Source organism: Sporomusa sphaeroides DSM 2875, assembly GCF_001941975.2.
Lineage (GTDB): Bacteria > Bacillota > Negativicutes > Sporomusales > Sporomusaceae > Sporomusa > Sporomusa sphaeroides.
On record NZ_CP146991.1, the window covers coordinates 4661245 to 4675354 of the forward strand.

Genomic DNA, 14110 nt, shown 5'->3' on the forward strand with positions numbered 1-14110 from the left:
ACGTTGATAAATACAGTAAATTCAAGACTTTAGAGACATTTTTATAGCGTCCTTTATATATATAAGGCTTTTATATATTTATATAGTTTTAATGTATGTTGTAAATAATTTATTATATAAGGAGTTGACACTAAAACCGGACAAACCGGACGAATGCCCTTGAAGCATTATTATTACTGCTGTTATCTACGTCCGGTTAGTTGCTCTTTTTCGTCCTATATGTCCGGTTATTTAACATCCAGGATAAAAATATTGATTTTATCCTTTTTCCCATTCCAATAACTTTCTTTAGGTGGTCTAATACGATCACTCTTAAATCCTGTAATCTTGTTTACATCCCCAGTAAATTTTCTAACATCATAATCATATCTGTGACTATTGACACTGCACCAAGATTTGAAACGTGAAAATACTTCATCCGTAATTTCCCTTAGAATAGATTCATGCCCTATTTCACTTAGAAAAGCCTTGACCGGATTATTTTGCTCCTCATATTCGTTCAATTCTTGTTCAATCTCGTTTGAAATGGTAAACTTCCGGTTCTGTAGGATTCGCTTTAAGCCTTGAATTCCTAACAAAATAAGATATTCAATGGATTCCGGTTCCCGCAGCTTGTATTTGATATAAGGGTCAAAATCAGCTTCTTTGTCAGTGAATTTTGCATTGAAAGGTATAATTATTAGCCGTCTTATTGTCGCGCCGGTAGGGTCTTTAATTTTTGGAATACGATTTGCGCTAAATATGAGCTTACAATAAGGGTTAAAATTGAACGGCTTCTCTCCCTTATTTTCACCTTGCATGGTGTCTCCGGTGACAACTTTCTTGAAGGTGGACGTATCAGTAATAAAATCATCGTCAATATCGTCCCCCAAATTTGCCATTTTCTTATACAACATTGCCTTGTTAAATCGGTCAGAAAGATTTTTTAAATCCAGGGCTGAAATGTTGTTATCACCAAGCATGGTTTTAATCATATCAATATAGGTACTTTTTCCGTTCTGCTTATCTCCCAACAATATAAACGCTTTGCCAAGTTCATTACGCCGGTAGAACGTGTATCCAATAACTTCTTCCAATAGCATTCGAATTTCATTGTCCTCGCAAGCGATTTTGTTTATCGTCCGGTCTGCCAGTTTGGAATATGCTGCCGGGTTATAGCTCCAATCAATTTTATTGGTGATAATGACATTGGGCGAGAAGTCGCTAAATGAATCGTCACGTACATTGTAAATACCGTTTTTAAATGCGATTAAGTGAAGGTCTGCTGCCTGCCTATTCTCGCATATCAGCATCAGGTGCTTTAGAACCTCTCTGCGCTGAGCATCCGTCAAGGAAGGGATATGCTTAATCATGTTCTTTTCAATCTCATAACCTTCAGAAACATATATTCCTTCAGTATAAATATTTAATTTCCCATCAAGTTTAATCATATGGTGATTGCTTTTCATATAAGCGGCAAATTTCTCATGTAAAAATTTGGTTCTTCTAAAAAAAGACTGCTTTTTGAAAGAATCATCCCGCAGGATTGTTTCTACTTCCCGGTCACTTAATGGAGTTTTCAACACATATTTATTGATAATCCGTATGGTTTCTTTAATTTCTTCTACTGAAAAATCATTGCTTTGAAGAGTCAATATATAATTGAACAACGCTTGGTTTCGTCCGCTACCTTCTTCCATTTTGGAAAAACTGTCTGCCGTACCATTTGGTAGCGGTAAAAGCCATTTAGGTATTTCGTCTATATCGTCATTAGTTAAAGAACCTTGTAACCAATGACGATCAATACCATTTACCCTTACAGGTGAAAACTCATGCTTTAGGCCCAATTTCCATTCACATAACAAGCCAGAAGCAGCACTGCAATTGCTCTTATTAGTTGTCATTACGGAGTTTTTAAAGTATAAATGACCGCCCCTGGTGGTTTCAAGGATATTGCATTTGATATTTTGGTCATTGATCATTTTAACAGCCTTTTGAAATATCTCAGGATTATCAATATCTACTTTGACAACATCCGGCTTTAGCACCCCGCCATAGTCTTTATGCTCTGGCGGGACAGTAAGTGGAACAAAGTTAGGGTCAGTTAGCTTCTGACCGTGCTTGGGTATCTTTTCATTGAGTAAAATATAGCCTTGAATCATATCATTTTACCCGCCTTAATGTGCCTGTCTCTGACTCCGGTTCAGTCTGGCAAGTATGTTCTTGCTTGTCCATCCAGGCAAGAACGCTTTCTAAGCGGTAAAATATGCGCCCTGCTGTGCGGAAATGGGGTAAGCCTAGCTGTACCCTTAACCGTCTTACTGTTGCCGGTTTTAAGCCTAATTCTGCCGCTATTTCCCTTTCATTTAATACCTTGGCTACTGTCATGCTGAATCACTCCTTCAATTAATAAAAATATCCTCTTTTTATACCCTGCTCGTAATCTTCCATGGCTGTATTAACAGTCATATCTTTTAATGTCTCGCCAATCTCCGGTACTTTTGTTATCAGATCAGCATTGCAAATTATTTCAATCCAGCTTTCAGTTCCCATGATTACTACTCTCCCTTATCAAGATTCATTTGTTGCTTAATGCCGCTTACTAATTCAATCGCGGCCCTAGCCATACTGGCCGCTGCTGCCTGATTTGATGTTTCCGGTAATCGCAGCATATCGGCTATAACCAGTAGCCATTGGTTAGCGTCCTGGATATACCGGTCTAGGCGTTCCTGCTCAAAAGTTGTCATAACAATCGCTCCTTTCATTTAATATAGGGTTTGCGGAATTTTCCGCTGCCCCGTTAAATCGAAGGGTCAGCTTCGGCTCTTTCGGTCTTAAGCTGCTTGCCTTGGGTTCTTTCGGTCTTAGGGCTAAACTGATTTTCGGTATCTGCCGAAAGGCGGATACCGAAGTTTCCCCGGTGTGGCCTTTCGGCCCCAACGGGACTTACCCCTCAACCTCAAAAGCGCCGAAAGACGCTTTTGGCTTACCCCTCAATTAAATCTTCAACTCTTACATTAAGTGCCTTGGCGATTTTGCCTATTGTGGCTGGCTTGGGATTCGTTTTCCCGGTGGTAAACTTGGTTAACGCTGGCCTTGATAAACCGGACTGCTCTGCAAGCTCAGTCACAGTTATACAAGCATTAGCCATTGCCAACAATAATTTACTTACGCTCAAATTCAATGCTCTCACCCTCCCTTTTGTTCTGTATGTGTATATTATAGTTCTGAAACAGAATTATTGCAATGGTTTTTGAAAACTTTTAGAAAACATTTTGTATTTTGGTTTACAAACAGAATTTATTATGCTACTATTTATTCATAGAAAGGGTGTGATACGTTGTCCGACATAAATAGCAGAATAAAAGAGCTTCGGCTAAAATTGAACATGACCCAGGAAGAGTTCGGTAACAAAATTGGGTTATCCAAATCAGGCATTTCTAATATTGAAAGTGGCACGCGAAGTGTTAGAGAAAGGCACATAAAATTAATTTCAAGTATTTTTAACGTGTCTGAAGATTGGTTAAAAAATGGCAAAAACTCCGTTTGGTCTTCTTATGACGAACTGCACAAGGATTCTTTAGGAAAGTTAAAAGGCTTTGAAAAGTTCATTAACTATCTTGAATCTGTTGGGTATGCCGTAAAATATGAAAAGTCTGGGCAATCGGAAGCTGGTTACTATGAAGAACAGAAGGACGATGAAGGAAATATTGTTGGCGAACCGTCTTTCATTCCTGACGAAGAATATTTTGATGTTATCTTAATTAAAGGCGGTGTATCGACTACCTACACGGATTCAGAGTTCAAAGAATTTCAACAAGCCTGTGAAAAATCTATTGACTATCAGGTCTGGTTAAAAAACAACAAATAAAAAAAGAACCCCTGGTGCTGGTAACACCAAGGATTCTTTTAATAGATACCATTCAGACAGGTGCCTGATATAGTACCCCATAGCAAGGCTATTATATCATTTTTAACACCTGTCATACAATGGGTGTCTTTTTTATGCCCATTTTTAAGGAGGAATGATATTTTATGCCAAGTAAAATTAAAAAGCGCGGGGAGAATACTTACTTGCTCTCTGTAGCTGCCGGGTATGAAGCCAACGGCAAACAGAAGGTTTATACCAAAACAGTTACCGCCAACAGTGAACGGGAGCTTAATAAATTGTATGCTCTGTTCGTTGCCGAAGTTGAGCGCGGCGAAGTCTCCACATCGGGGAATATGACGCTATCGCAGTTTTATGATTATTGGACTGAACACTACGCCATCATGATAAAAAAGCATGAGGCTACTACATTGGCCTACAACGATCATCTATTTGCTCGCATACGTACCAGCCTGGGCAGTAAGAAGCTAAATAAGATTGAACCTAAACACCTGCTTACTTTCTATAAAAACCTTGCAGAACCCGGCATAAAGAAAGTACCAACTAAGAAGGATAGCGCCGAAAAGAAGCCGCCTGAGAAGCTCTCTGACAGCACAATTAAGAAGCACCATACCTTACTAAGCACTATGCTTAATGTCGCTGTGAAATGGAATCTGATACCCTATAATCCAGCTAAGCGGATAGAACCGCCCAAGGCCGTAGTAGAGCAAAAGACTGTTTATACCGAAGAACAGTTAGGTCAATTTATCAAGGCTTTGGAATCACAGCCTGCCAAATATAAAGCAATGGTTTTCCTGGCTATTACTTGCGGCCTACGCCGCGAAGAAATTTTGGGCTTACAGTGGAATCACTTCAATTTTGAAAACAATACAGTGAAGATTGAACAGGCCATAGTCTACACTAAGCGAACCGGGGTTATTGCCAAGAAAACGAAGAATGACCGCAGCACCCGCCTCTTAACCTTTCCGGCCTATATCGTGCCGGTATTGAAGCAACACAGGGCCGGGCAGTTATCCAACCGGTTACAATTAGGTACTAAATGGGAAGGTGCCAAAGAAGCTGAAGATGATTTCGTGTTTACGCAATGGAGCGGCAAGCCCATGTTTCCTTACACGATGAATAAATGGCTGAGTAAATTTGTAAAAAACAATAACCTTCCCAAAATTACACCCCATATCTTCCGGCATATGGCTGCCACCTATCTGATTACAGCCGGTCATGATATCCGCACTGTATCCGGTAAATTAGGTCACTCCCAGACTTCCACAACGATGAACATATATAGTCACTTAATGGAAAAAGCAGAGCAGGAAACGGCTGATACCATGGGCGATATATTAAAAAAAGCAGCAACGAAAACCACCCAAAAAAAGCAGACCAAATAGGGTCTGCTTTTTCCATGCAAATTACTTGTAAGGGACAGCGTAAGGGACAAAGCAAAAAAATCAGAGGACTTCACTTTTACATGAAGTCCTCTGATGCTTGTATTTGGCGGAGAGGGTGGGATTCGAACCCACGGTCCCTTTGACAGGACACTTGATTTCGAGTCAAGCACCATCGACCACTCGGACACCTCTCCGTATTTATTTTCGGCGTAAGCGGAAGAACTCTTTCATAATACCGGAACATTCGTCGGCGCGCACTCCGGCAATTACTTCCAGCCGGTGATTGAGCGCAGGATGTTGCACAATATTGAACAGCGACTCTACTGCCCCGGCTTTGTAGTCCGGGCTGCCGTACACCAATCTGTCTATGCGGCTCATGACAAGTGCCCCAGCACACATGGGACACGGCTCTATAGTAACATAAAGTGTAGCTCCCGTCAACCGCCAGCGATTCAACTGCTGACAGGCATCCCGGATGGCAATGACTTCCGCATGTGCAGTGGCATCATGCCAACTTTCCCGCATGTTGTGAGCAGCAGATACAACCTGATTATCCATCACCAGCACTGCGCCAATAGGTACTTCACCAAGAGCAAATGCCTTTCTCGCCTCAGTAAGTGCCAATCCCATATAGTAGTTGTCATCCACGTTATCTCACCGCCGAACGGTTTTGCCAAAAATGTTACTTAGATATTATATCCCGCCGCCGGAAAAAAATCAATGTCACATGTTGGCGATATTCAAGGAAAAAGCCAGAAACCTTAATAAGGCTTCCTGGCTTTTATATTGATCTGCCTAATCAGTTATTTATAGACTTTAATGCGTTCTTCCAGTGGTTGAAATTCTTTGTCACCGGGGGCTGCGGTAGGTTTGCCAAAAGGCATTTGAGCAATCAGCTTCCATTGCTCCGGAATATTCCATTCCTTTTTTACAGCTTCGTCGATAAGCGGGTTGTAATGCTGCAATGAAGCGCCAAACCCCTCCAGCTCTAACGAAGTCCAGACCACCAATTGCAACATACCTGAGGACTGTTGCGACCATAGCGGAAAATTCTCTTTATAAGAAGGAAACTGGTTTTGCAGATTTTCCACAACACTCATATCTTCGAAGAAGAGAATGGAACCGGAACCGTTGCCAAAAGAATTGATTTTTTCTTCTGTTGATGCAAACTTTTCCGGAGAAACAATCTTTTGCAGTTCATTTTTGGTAACATTCCACAGCTTGTTATGTTGTTCGCCGAATAAAACAACCACCCGTGCACTTTGTGAGTTAAAGGCGGAGGGCGTATGCTTAACAGCCTCTTCAATTACTTCTTGAACCCGCTCGTCGGTAGTAACAAATTCCTTGCTAATTCCATAAAAGCTTCTTCTATCTCGCACTGCAACCAAAAAGTTTTTTTCCATAATGCTGCCTCCGTTCCATCTATTTGGATAAATATAGTTATATGTTTAGTATAACATACTGTGTCTCACTAAAGAACCATAATGATTTACTATCATTGTTTTCTATGAGGAGCGCTAGTTATTCCACCATATGCATAATAAATCGAAATTTCGTCACAAAGTTCCATAATTCGCACAATAAATTTGGTATAATAATTTAATTATGTAGTAATATGAAATTAGATGTTAGGTGCGCTGGAGGGATCTTGTAAATGACCTTTTACGAGCTTTCTGTTGTTGTAACTTTATCAGCTACATTTATCGTCGTATGTGTTTATTTTTTTCTATTTTCGCTTTATCGCCAACCTTACATTGGTTTATGGTCTGTTTTTTGGCTTGTTCACCTTACAGTTCAAATTTTTTATCGCACTCCACTCCATCAACTTTCCTTTGCTGAGCTAGTTACGATCCATCTGATCACAACTGCCAACCATTTGTTTCTCGTGTTTTCTACAAGCAAATTTCTTGGGAAGGAGATTCACAAAAGCTGGTATTATGTAGCTACCGGAGTTTCTGCCATCTCCATAATAGCTATGTCTCTCAATACCTCATTTCTTATAAAAGCAATTCCTACAATTGCTTTTGTAGCCTATGTATATTTTTGGCATAGCTGGATGTTTATGCGTCATCCCGAGAGGAAGAGTTTGGGTAACACCGTACTCTGTCTCGCGTTTATCGGCTTAGCGATACATACTCTTGATATGCCTTTTCTCATTAGTGTTAAATGGTTTGCACCGTGGGGATTTATAATCAGTGCTACTTTACGGGTGATCATAGCCTTTGGTATATTAATGCTTTATCTGGAACAAAATTTTCGCGACTTAGTAGAAAAAGAAAAGCAATACCGGCTTCTGGCTGAAAATGCGGCAGATACTATTTATCTTTATAGCCTGAAACAAGTGCCTAAAATTACTTACATAAGCCCTTCTATCGTTAAATTAACAGGTTACCAAACTGATGATTTTATAAAATCTCCTGATTTACTTTTTTCATTGATCCATCCAAACGATACCTTCGTAATCGACAAACTTATACAAGATCCTATTGCGGTTTCAGCTACCCCCATAATTATGCGACTTATCCGCAAAGACCATAGTATAATCTGGGTTGAGCAAACCACTGTTCCCATTTTTGACGATAATGGGTCATGTATCAGCTTTGAAGGAATCATTCGCGATATTACTACGCGAATAGAACTAGAGCAAGACGTTTCCCGTTTAGACCGCCTAAACACAGTTGGACAAATGGCGGCAAATGTAGCACACGAAATTAGAAATCCGCTAACAACCGTCAAAGGATATCTACAACTCTTTCAGAGGAAACCTAACTTCGTAAGTTACCAAGATCAGTTTAATCTATTGATTAGTGAACTTGACCGTGCAAATTTAATCATCCAGGAATATTTATCTCTATGCAAAGACAAATCACGGGAACTAAAAACATCCCCGCTTAACCAAATCATCCAAAATATTTACCCATTATTACAAACCGCCGCTAATGCATCTAGTAAGGATGTCCACTATATCCAAGAAACTACACCAGAAGTGCGCCTGGATGAGAAAGAAATCCGGCAATTGCTATTGAATTTAGTCCGCAATGGATTAGAAGCAATGGAACCAGGCGGAACCGTTACTCTCCGGACTTATGTTGAAAATGACCATGTAATTCTATCTGTTCAAGACCAAGGAAAGGGAATCCCTCAACATATTCTGGATAATATCGGCAAACCATTTTTAACTACCAAAGAAAACGGGACAGGACTGGGTCTTGCAGTTGTTTACAAAATAGTAAGCGACCACCAAGCCAATATTCAAGTTGAATCAAGTCAACAAGGAACAACATTCCGCGTACTTTTTAAATTTAAATAATTACGTTAACTTCTTATTGTTAAAGGGAGTCCTAACAGGACTCTCTTTTTGTTTTCATGGGTATTTTTTGAAAATTGCTTATTTTTTACCAAATTATTTAAGGAGGTGATGCCCTTGATTGTGCTCAAAAGTTTCCTACATGTTGTTCAAAAAAAGGAGGATGATCTATTATGACCACAAACAAAATCGGAATTGATGCAACTGAAGACTCATTGCAAATTCACATTGCGACCCAATTGTGGGAAAAACGTGAAATTTATCATCTGCGTTATCAAGTATATGTACAGGAAATGGGTAAATCGTTAGTGCCAGCCACTAATTCAAGTAACCTAGTTTCGGATTCTTTGGATGACAAGAGCCTCTTAATGTATGCAAAGTCTGGAAATAAAATTATTGGTACGACGCGACTTACCATTGCCGCCGCCGAAGATTACCCGGCTGATATCGCCGAAACATTCCACATGCATACCTTCCAGGCACTTTCTACCTCTCTCCCAAGGCCCCATCTTGCTCTCGGTACTAAATTAGCGATTATTCCGGAATATCGAAATTCCCCAGTACTCTTTTATTTTCTAGCAGAAACATATCGAATTCTGCGAAAACAAACAGTCCCATTTTTCTTTGGAGGATGCAACCCCAACCTCATTTCTTTATATGAGCGAATGGGATTCAGGAGATTCACACAAAACTTTACCGACTCCGGATATGGTCTTCTCGTTCCACTGGTAATGGTGATTGAAGACATTCCTCATTTCCGTGCTATCAAATCCCCCCTTTACCGTCACGCTCGCAAACAAACCAGTAATTCAACCATACCCCAACAATTCCTGCAAGCATTCCCGGAAACAGCAAAACACATCAATACCCAATTAGCCTCCCGTGAAAGCCTATGGGCCTATGTCCAGGAGAAGCTACTTGTCTCTCCTTATGTAATTCCGCCCTTCATAAACCTTGATAGTGAGAGCATTATGACTATCCTGGCGTCAGGCGCTCTCTTCCATTGCGCGTCAGGCGACTGCATCCTCTACCCCAACAGTTTGTCAAACGATATATATATTCTAATCTCAGGCACTTTGCAGGCCACTTCACCGGCAGGTACACGCATCCTTCTGCCTGGTGATCATTTTGGCAGCCCTGTTCTGTCTGCCCAAGTCCGGCAAACCGAAACGGTAACTGCTTTAACCGAATCGGAAGTATTTGTTTTACCCGGACAAGCCCTGGCACGTTATCAGCATCTTCATCCGCAAGCGGCAGAAATCCTAGTAAGCAACCTAACAACCAGCCGGGGATTTGCCTATGCTTGCGCCTCATTAACCGAACAAGGAGGAAAAGAAAATGACTAAAGGTATTGATTTATTATTGGTGAACAGCTTTGCGCCCAGACAGCGAATTGCTTCTGATGCGGCACTGGAAAATGGACTGGCCGTCATCCGAACCTATCTGGAAGAACGCGGCTTTACTGTGTATGTTGCCGACGAACAGCGAGTCTCGCGCGTAGAAAAGGGGGTTCCCCAGTGGTGCACCCGGTTGCTGCGCAAACTGGTCAAATTGCAGCTTCACGAATACAGCCGCCGTTTTAAGCCACTGGGCTTGCTTTCCTTGCTGCTGGCTTGGCCGGTTCAGTCGCTAACCCTGCATTTCCGCAAAAAATATATGGAGAAGATTATCAACAATATCGTTACCCTGGTAAAAACCGAGCAAATCCCTATTGTGGGAATCAAGCTTTGGGGCGGCGCTCCTTATGCCTGGAGTGTCAGACTGGCGCAAAGGCTCAGGGAGGCCAATCCTGAAACCATTGTGGTTGTCGGCGGACCGCATGTCAAGGTGTATGGCGAGTATGTGTTAGCCGAGAAGCAGTTTGACTTGGCCATTATGGGCCCTGGCGAAGAAATCCTGGAATATCTGCTCAATAAAAGGAAAACTGTCCCGACAAAAGCCGCTTTCCTCGAACTGGTGCAGCAGGAAATCGGGCCTTCGCCGGTAATCCGGACAGGACACTATCATGAAACCGGCGACTATATGTTCCACTCCTTTACTGTTCCCAAGTACAGGCCTGTAGACATGGCAGACAAGGTATGGTTCCATACCCTGGTCGACGGCCTGGGTTGCACTTGGAATAAGTGCAGCTTTTGCTCACATACCAGGCAAAATACCCATTATACACCACGGCCATTAGCAGAGATAAAAGACGAGATTACGGCAATGACCAGCCGCGGTATCGCCTTTTTCCGGTTCAGCAGCTCAGAAACACCGATAGGGCACGGCCGGGACATCGCACAAATGATTATCGACAATAAGATAAAAATGAATTATTCCATGTTTGCCCGGCCAGGTAATGTAACCGAGTATGTTTATGAGAGCTACCGCCTGATGATCCGCTCCGGCCTCAGAGCCGTATTTTTGGGCGGTGAAACCGGCCATGATGAAATTAATGACAAAATTATGAACAAAGGCGTTACGCGGAAAAACATCATTGACACCATTCATTGCATCAAACTGGCGGCATCGGCCGAAAATATGTCATGCCAGATCGTGTTATCCATGATCTATCCGTGCCCGGTCGTCCCCGGCGTAACCCTGGAAGAGGTTTTCGAGCAAAACGTCAGCTTGATTATCGAAGCCAATCCGGATGCGGTCATCATCAACCCGCCCGGTGTTTTCCCCGGCACAGTCTGGTTTGACGACAAAGAAAAGCTGGGCTTCAAGCTAGGAGAAAACTTTGTCCCGGAACTGATGAACTACGAGTATTCCATCTACAAACCAGTGGAGTTCTGGCGCAAACTGGACTACACGCTCAACGACCTTGATATGGCAAAAATACTAAAAGAAATCGGCAGGTTAAACCGGGTCATTGTGGATATGGGTATTCCCATCAACATTTCTGATGATTATCTGATGATGAGCCAGGCCATCGGCTATAGCTCAAAGGAAGACCTCTTCGAGTTCAAGAAAACTTCTTTTGTCGATATTATCAGCGGCACTTGCAACTATATCAAACACATTACCCATAAAATGAATGAACGCAGCAAACAATTGGCTGACGCCAATCCCACAGTGCAGGATAATCCTGATCCTGCCGGGATTGTATTGAAAGAAGATCATTAAATGTATACTGTCCTGCCCAGACAAAAGGAACCGCCGGCTGGCGGTTCCTAGTCTTTTGGGGCTATAAAGCCCCTTCAGAGAATTAGCTGTTAATTGTCCTGATAATAATACCTTCTAACACAGCCGCAAAGCGCCGGTCATCTTCCTGGGTTCTTTTCCCCGGCCCTTTGGTTCTGCCCCCACCCCGCCGAAACTTTGCTTTGAGCTCCCGTTCTTCTAACAGGAATTCAATCCTTGCCGGCTGGTATTCCTTCCCCACCGGACTCAGGCAATAGGCGGCCCTGCCAAGCACCATCGAGGCCAGGCCCCAATCCTGGGTGATGACAATATCCCCCGGCTCGGTCAGGTTAATTATCTTTATATCGGCTTCCTGGGAAGCACTCCCTACGATTACATGGTGATCTGAGATAATATTGTGATTAAAACTGGCTACCGTCCAAACCGGGATAGCATAGTTGCTCCCGATTTGGCGGCACAACTGCAACACGGCCTTCGGACAGGCATCGGCATCAACTACTATTTTCATGGCGTTTTTTCCCCACCTTCCAATTGGCCCCCAAAACATGCACCACTAAACCAATCATAATTAGCAAAGCGCCAACCCCCTGCCAAAAAGACACTGTCTCTCCCAGCAGCAAGACCGAGCTGGTCAGTCCCACCACCGGCACCAACAGCGCAAATGGGGAAACCACTGCTGCGGGATAACGGGAAAGCAGCTTTCCCCACAAACCGTAGCCAATGATAGTAGCAAAAAGGGCTAAATAGATAAGCGCTCCCAGGCTTGCCCAACCGGCTGTATGCCAAGCGGCCACCCAGGCATCATAGCCTTCCAGCCATAAGGACAATACCATTAACGGCAAAATAGCCGCCACACCCATCCAGACAATCAGGGACAATATCGGAAAAGCCGGTATTCCCACGGTAGCCCGCCGCATAATGACATTGCCGGCACCCCAGCAAGCGGCGGCAGCTATAACCAGCCCGAAGCCGGCGGCCGTCATCTCACCGCCCTGCTGCGAACCAATAATGGTCATGCCGCTGCCTGCCAAAAACAGCCCTGCCAGATGGTTCCAGCGCCACTGTTCTCCCAGCCATGCAACGCCTATCAACAGGGTAAAAAAGGCCTGAGATTGCAAAACTAATGAAGCCAGCCCGGCCGGCATCCCCACCTTCATCCCGATAAACAGCAGCGAAAACTGTCCTACATTTATCGACAAGCTTAGAGCCAGCAGCCAAGCCCAGGAAATCGGCGGCCTTGGCAGGAAAAAGATAACCGGGAAGCAGGTTAACACAAACCTCAGCGCCACTAATAAGAGCGGCGGAATATCCCGCAAACCTACTTTAATAGCAATAAAATTAAGGCCCCATACAATAACAACCACCAGGCCGATGAGGATGTCCCGTTTTTGCATGCTGGCAAGCTCCTACTCTGTGCAGCGCGGCACATTTATTAAAAATCCGCAGACCAACTGTCCACGGATACTTACTTTACCCCTTTGGTTTTTTCGGCATAGGCCAAACATTCCTGTCCGGACGACTCCCTGACAACAGCAGCAGGAGTTCTATGGCTTTTAAAGCCCATGGCTCTACAGCCATAGGGGAAAACCTTATCCCAGGTAATATAATAGTGTTGGCATTTGGTACACTTTGGTGTCTCGTTCATTTGGCACCTCATCCAGGTCAATGCTAACTTATATCACTGTACCTCTTAGTCTCTTATTATACCAATTCGAATTTTTTTTGTCATTATTATCTCGCTAAAGAAACATCGCTTGCACCCGCCTTTGGCAAAAGCACAAGCCGACGTTGATCCTGCCGGTAAAAATCACTTTCCGGTAAAATAAAATTACCCCCCTGCCAGGCAGGGGGGTATGTATGGTGCTTATGTATGCGCATAATTCAAAAGTATTTTTTTCGCAACCCTCAGACTCGGAGGACACCTAGTACATTATTAGTATCCCCACTATATACATAAATTATTCCTCATTCGCCTCAATTATTTTTTGCCTGTCAGGAATGGCTGTTTCCGCCGGTGGCAATAGCGGACAAAAACCGATCGGACACCGCGGCTCTTGCGGCAGCTTTCGTTTGACTTTGAGCAGCATAAAATTAATCTGGCTAACGTGCTGGACAAGCTCAACCTCCGAGCCATCAGGCATAACTCCCTGAAACCAGAGCAAGCTGGGGTCCAAATAACCGATACGTGATACGCTGAATTCTGTTGATTTACCAAAACTCACCAGGCGCATCCCCACCTCATGCTCCTGGTCCAGTTTAGCCTCAAAATCCTTGACCCGCTCCACAAGCTGCTGAAACATATTCTTGGCAGTATAGGGCTGATTGAATTCAGACAACTGCTGGCTAAAGGACTTCAGCATGGGGATATCGGGCAAAGACCAATTCTTAGGATTCAAAGTCATGCATGTCACTCCTAACAAAGCT

At 43.2% G+C, this 14110-nt stretch carries 16 protein-coding genes and 1 tRNA gene; 5 read left to right on the forward strand and 12 right to left on the reverse strand.

Annotated features, from left to right (window positions below):
- Nucleotides 1–227 precede the first annotated feature (227 nt).
- The 5 genes from SPSPH_RS21470 to SPSPH_RS21490 form a co-directional block, all read right to left on the reverse strand.
- Nucleotides 228–2141 carry a phage/plasmid primase, P4 family gene (locus SPSPH_RS21470; RefSeq protein WP_075756230.1) on the reverse strand — a complete coding sequence of 638 codons (1914 nt, stop codon included), beginning with the start codon at nt 2139–2141 and terminating at the stop codon, nt 228–230.
- A gap of 1 nt (nt 2142) precedes the next feature.
- Nucleotides 2143–2367 (reverse strand): helix-turn-helix domain-containing protein, encoded by a 225-nt coding sequence (locus SPSPH_RS21475; protein ID WP_075756231.1) that lies wholly within the window; start codon nt 2365–2367, stop codon nt 2143–2145.
- An 18-nt stretch (nt 2368–2385) separates the two neighbouring features.
- Nucleotides 2386–2532, reverse strand: a complete 147-nt coding sequence (locus SPSPH_RS21480) for a hypothetical protein (protein WP_158027075.1) — start codon at nt 2530–2532, stop codon at nt 2386–2388.
- Between the two features lie 5 nt (nt 2533–2537).
- The gene (locus SPSPH_RS21485) at nt 2538–2726 is read right to left on the reverse strand and encodes a hypothetical protein (RefSeq protein WP_075756232.1); all 189 of its coding nucleotides are present in this window, start codon (nt 2724–2726) and stop codon (nt 2538–2540) included.
- A 239-nt stretch (nt 2727–2965) separates the two neighbouring features.
- Nucleotides 2966–3163: a helix-turn-helix domain-containing protein gene (locus SPSPH_RS21490; RefSeq protein WP_198930932.1), complete on the reverse strand. Its 198-nt coding sequence runs from the start codon at nt 3161–3163 to the stop codon at nt 2966–2968.
- 156 nt (nt 3164–3319) lie between these two features.
- On the opposite strand from SPSPH_RS21490, the gene SPSPH_RS21495 reads away from it, so the two are divergent.
- A complete protein-coding gene (locus SPSPH_RS21495; protein ID WP_075756233.1) occupies nt 3320–3850 on the forward strand; it encodes a helix-turn-helix domain-containing protein in 531 nt (176 codons plus the stop codon).
- Nucleotides 3851–4014: 164 nt separating this feature from the next.
- Nucleotides 4015–5253, forward strand: a complete 1239-nt coding sequence (locus SPSPH_RS21500; RefSeq protein ID WP_075756234.1) for a tyrosine-type recombinase/integrase — start codon at nt 4015–4017, stop codon at nt 5251–5253.
- 104 nt (nt 5254–5357) lie between these two features.
- Here the strand turns inward: SPSPH_RS21500 and SPSPH_RS21505 are convergent.
- The 3 genes from SPSPH_RS21505 to SPSPH_RS21515 form a co-directional block, all read right to left on the reverse strand.
- Nucleotides 5358–5447 (reverse strand) — tRNA-Ser (locus SPSPH_RS21505).
- Nucleotides 5448–5451: 4 nt separating this feature from the next.
- The gene (tadA, locus tag SPSPH_RS21510; protein ID WP_075756235.1) at nt 5452–5901 is read right to left on the reverse strand and encodes a tRNA adenosine(34) deaminase TadA; all 450 of its coding nucleotides are present in this window, start codon (nt 5899–5901) and stop codon (nt 5452–5454) included.
- 155 nt (nt 5902–6056) lie between these two features.
- Nucleotides 6057–6656 carry a nitroreductase family protein gene (locus tag SPSPH_RS21515; protein ID WP_075756236.1) on the reverse strand — a complete coding sequence of 200 codons (600 nt, stop codon included), beginning with the start codon at nt 6654–6656 and terminating at the stop codon, nt 6057–6059.
- 251 nt (nt 6657–6907) lie between these two features.
- Between SPSPH_RS21515 and SPSPH_RS21520 the strand changes: the two genes are divergently transcribed.
- The 3 genes from SPSPH_RS21520 (at nt 6908) to SPSPH_RS21530 (ending at nt 11668) form a co-directional block, all read left to right on the forward strand.
- Nucleotides 6908–8563 (forward strand): ATP-binding protein, encoded by a 1656-nt coding sequence (locus SPSPH_RS21520; RefSeq protein ID WP_075756237.1) that lies wholly within the window; start codon nt 6908–6910, stop codon nt 8561–8563.
- A gap of 170 nt (nt 8564–8733) precedes the next feature.
- Nucleotides 8734–9906, forward strand: coding sequence for an N-acyl amino acid synthase FeeM domain-containing protein (locus SPSPH_RS21525; protein WP_075756238.1), 1173 nt, complete (start codon nt 8734–8736; stop codon nt 9904–9906).
- The gene (locus SPSPH_RS21530; protein ID WP_075756239.1) at nt 9899–11668 is read left to right on the forward strand and encodes a B12-binding domain-containing radical SAM protein; all 1770 of its coding nucleotides are present in this window, start codon (nt 9899–9901) and stop codon (nt 11666–11668) included. The genes SPSPH_RS21525 and SPSPH_RS21530 overlap by 8 nt, the downstream gene beginning before the upstream one ends.
- Nucleotides 11669–11750: 82 nt before the next feature.
- Here the strand turns inward: SPSPH_RS21530 and SPSPH_RS21535 are convergent, their stop codons facing one another.
- From SPSPH_RS21535 to SPSPH_RS21550, 4 genes are all read right to left on the reverse strand, one after another.
- Nucleotides 11751–12194: a YaiI/YqxD family protein gene (locus tag SPSPH_RS21535; RefSeq protein WP_075756240.1), complete on the reverse strand. Its 444-nt coding sequence runs from the start codon at nt 12192–12194 to the stop codon at nt 11751–11753.
- On the reverse strand, nt 12178–13080 hold the full coding sequence (locus SPSPH_RS21540) for an EamA family transporter (protein ID WP_075756241.1): 903 nt from the start codon (nt 13078–13080) through the stop codon (nt 12178–12180). The genes SPSPH_RS21535 and SPSPH_RS21540 overlap by 17 nt, the downstream gene beginning before the upstream one ends.
- A 71-nt stretch (nt 13081–13151) precedes the next feature.
- The gene (locus SPSPH_RS21545; protein ID WP_075756242.1) at nt 13152–13331 is read right to left on the reverse strand and encodes a uracil-DNA glycosylase; all 180 of its coding nucleotides are present in this window, start codon (nt 13329–13331) and stop codon (nt 13152–13154) included.
- A 313-nt stretch (nt 13332–13644) separates the two neighbouring features.
- A complete protein-coding gene (locus tag SPSPH_RS21550; RefSeq protein WP_075756243.1) occupies nt 13645–14088 on the reverse strand; it encodes a DUF6173 family protein in 444 nt (147 codons plus the stop codon).
- Nucleotides 14089–14110: the final 22 nt, after the last annotated feature.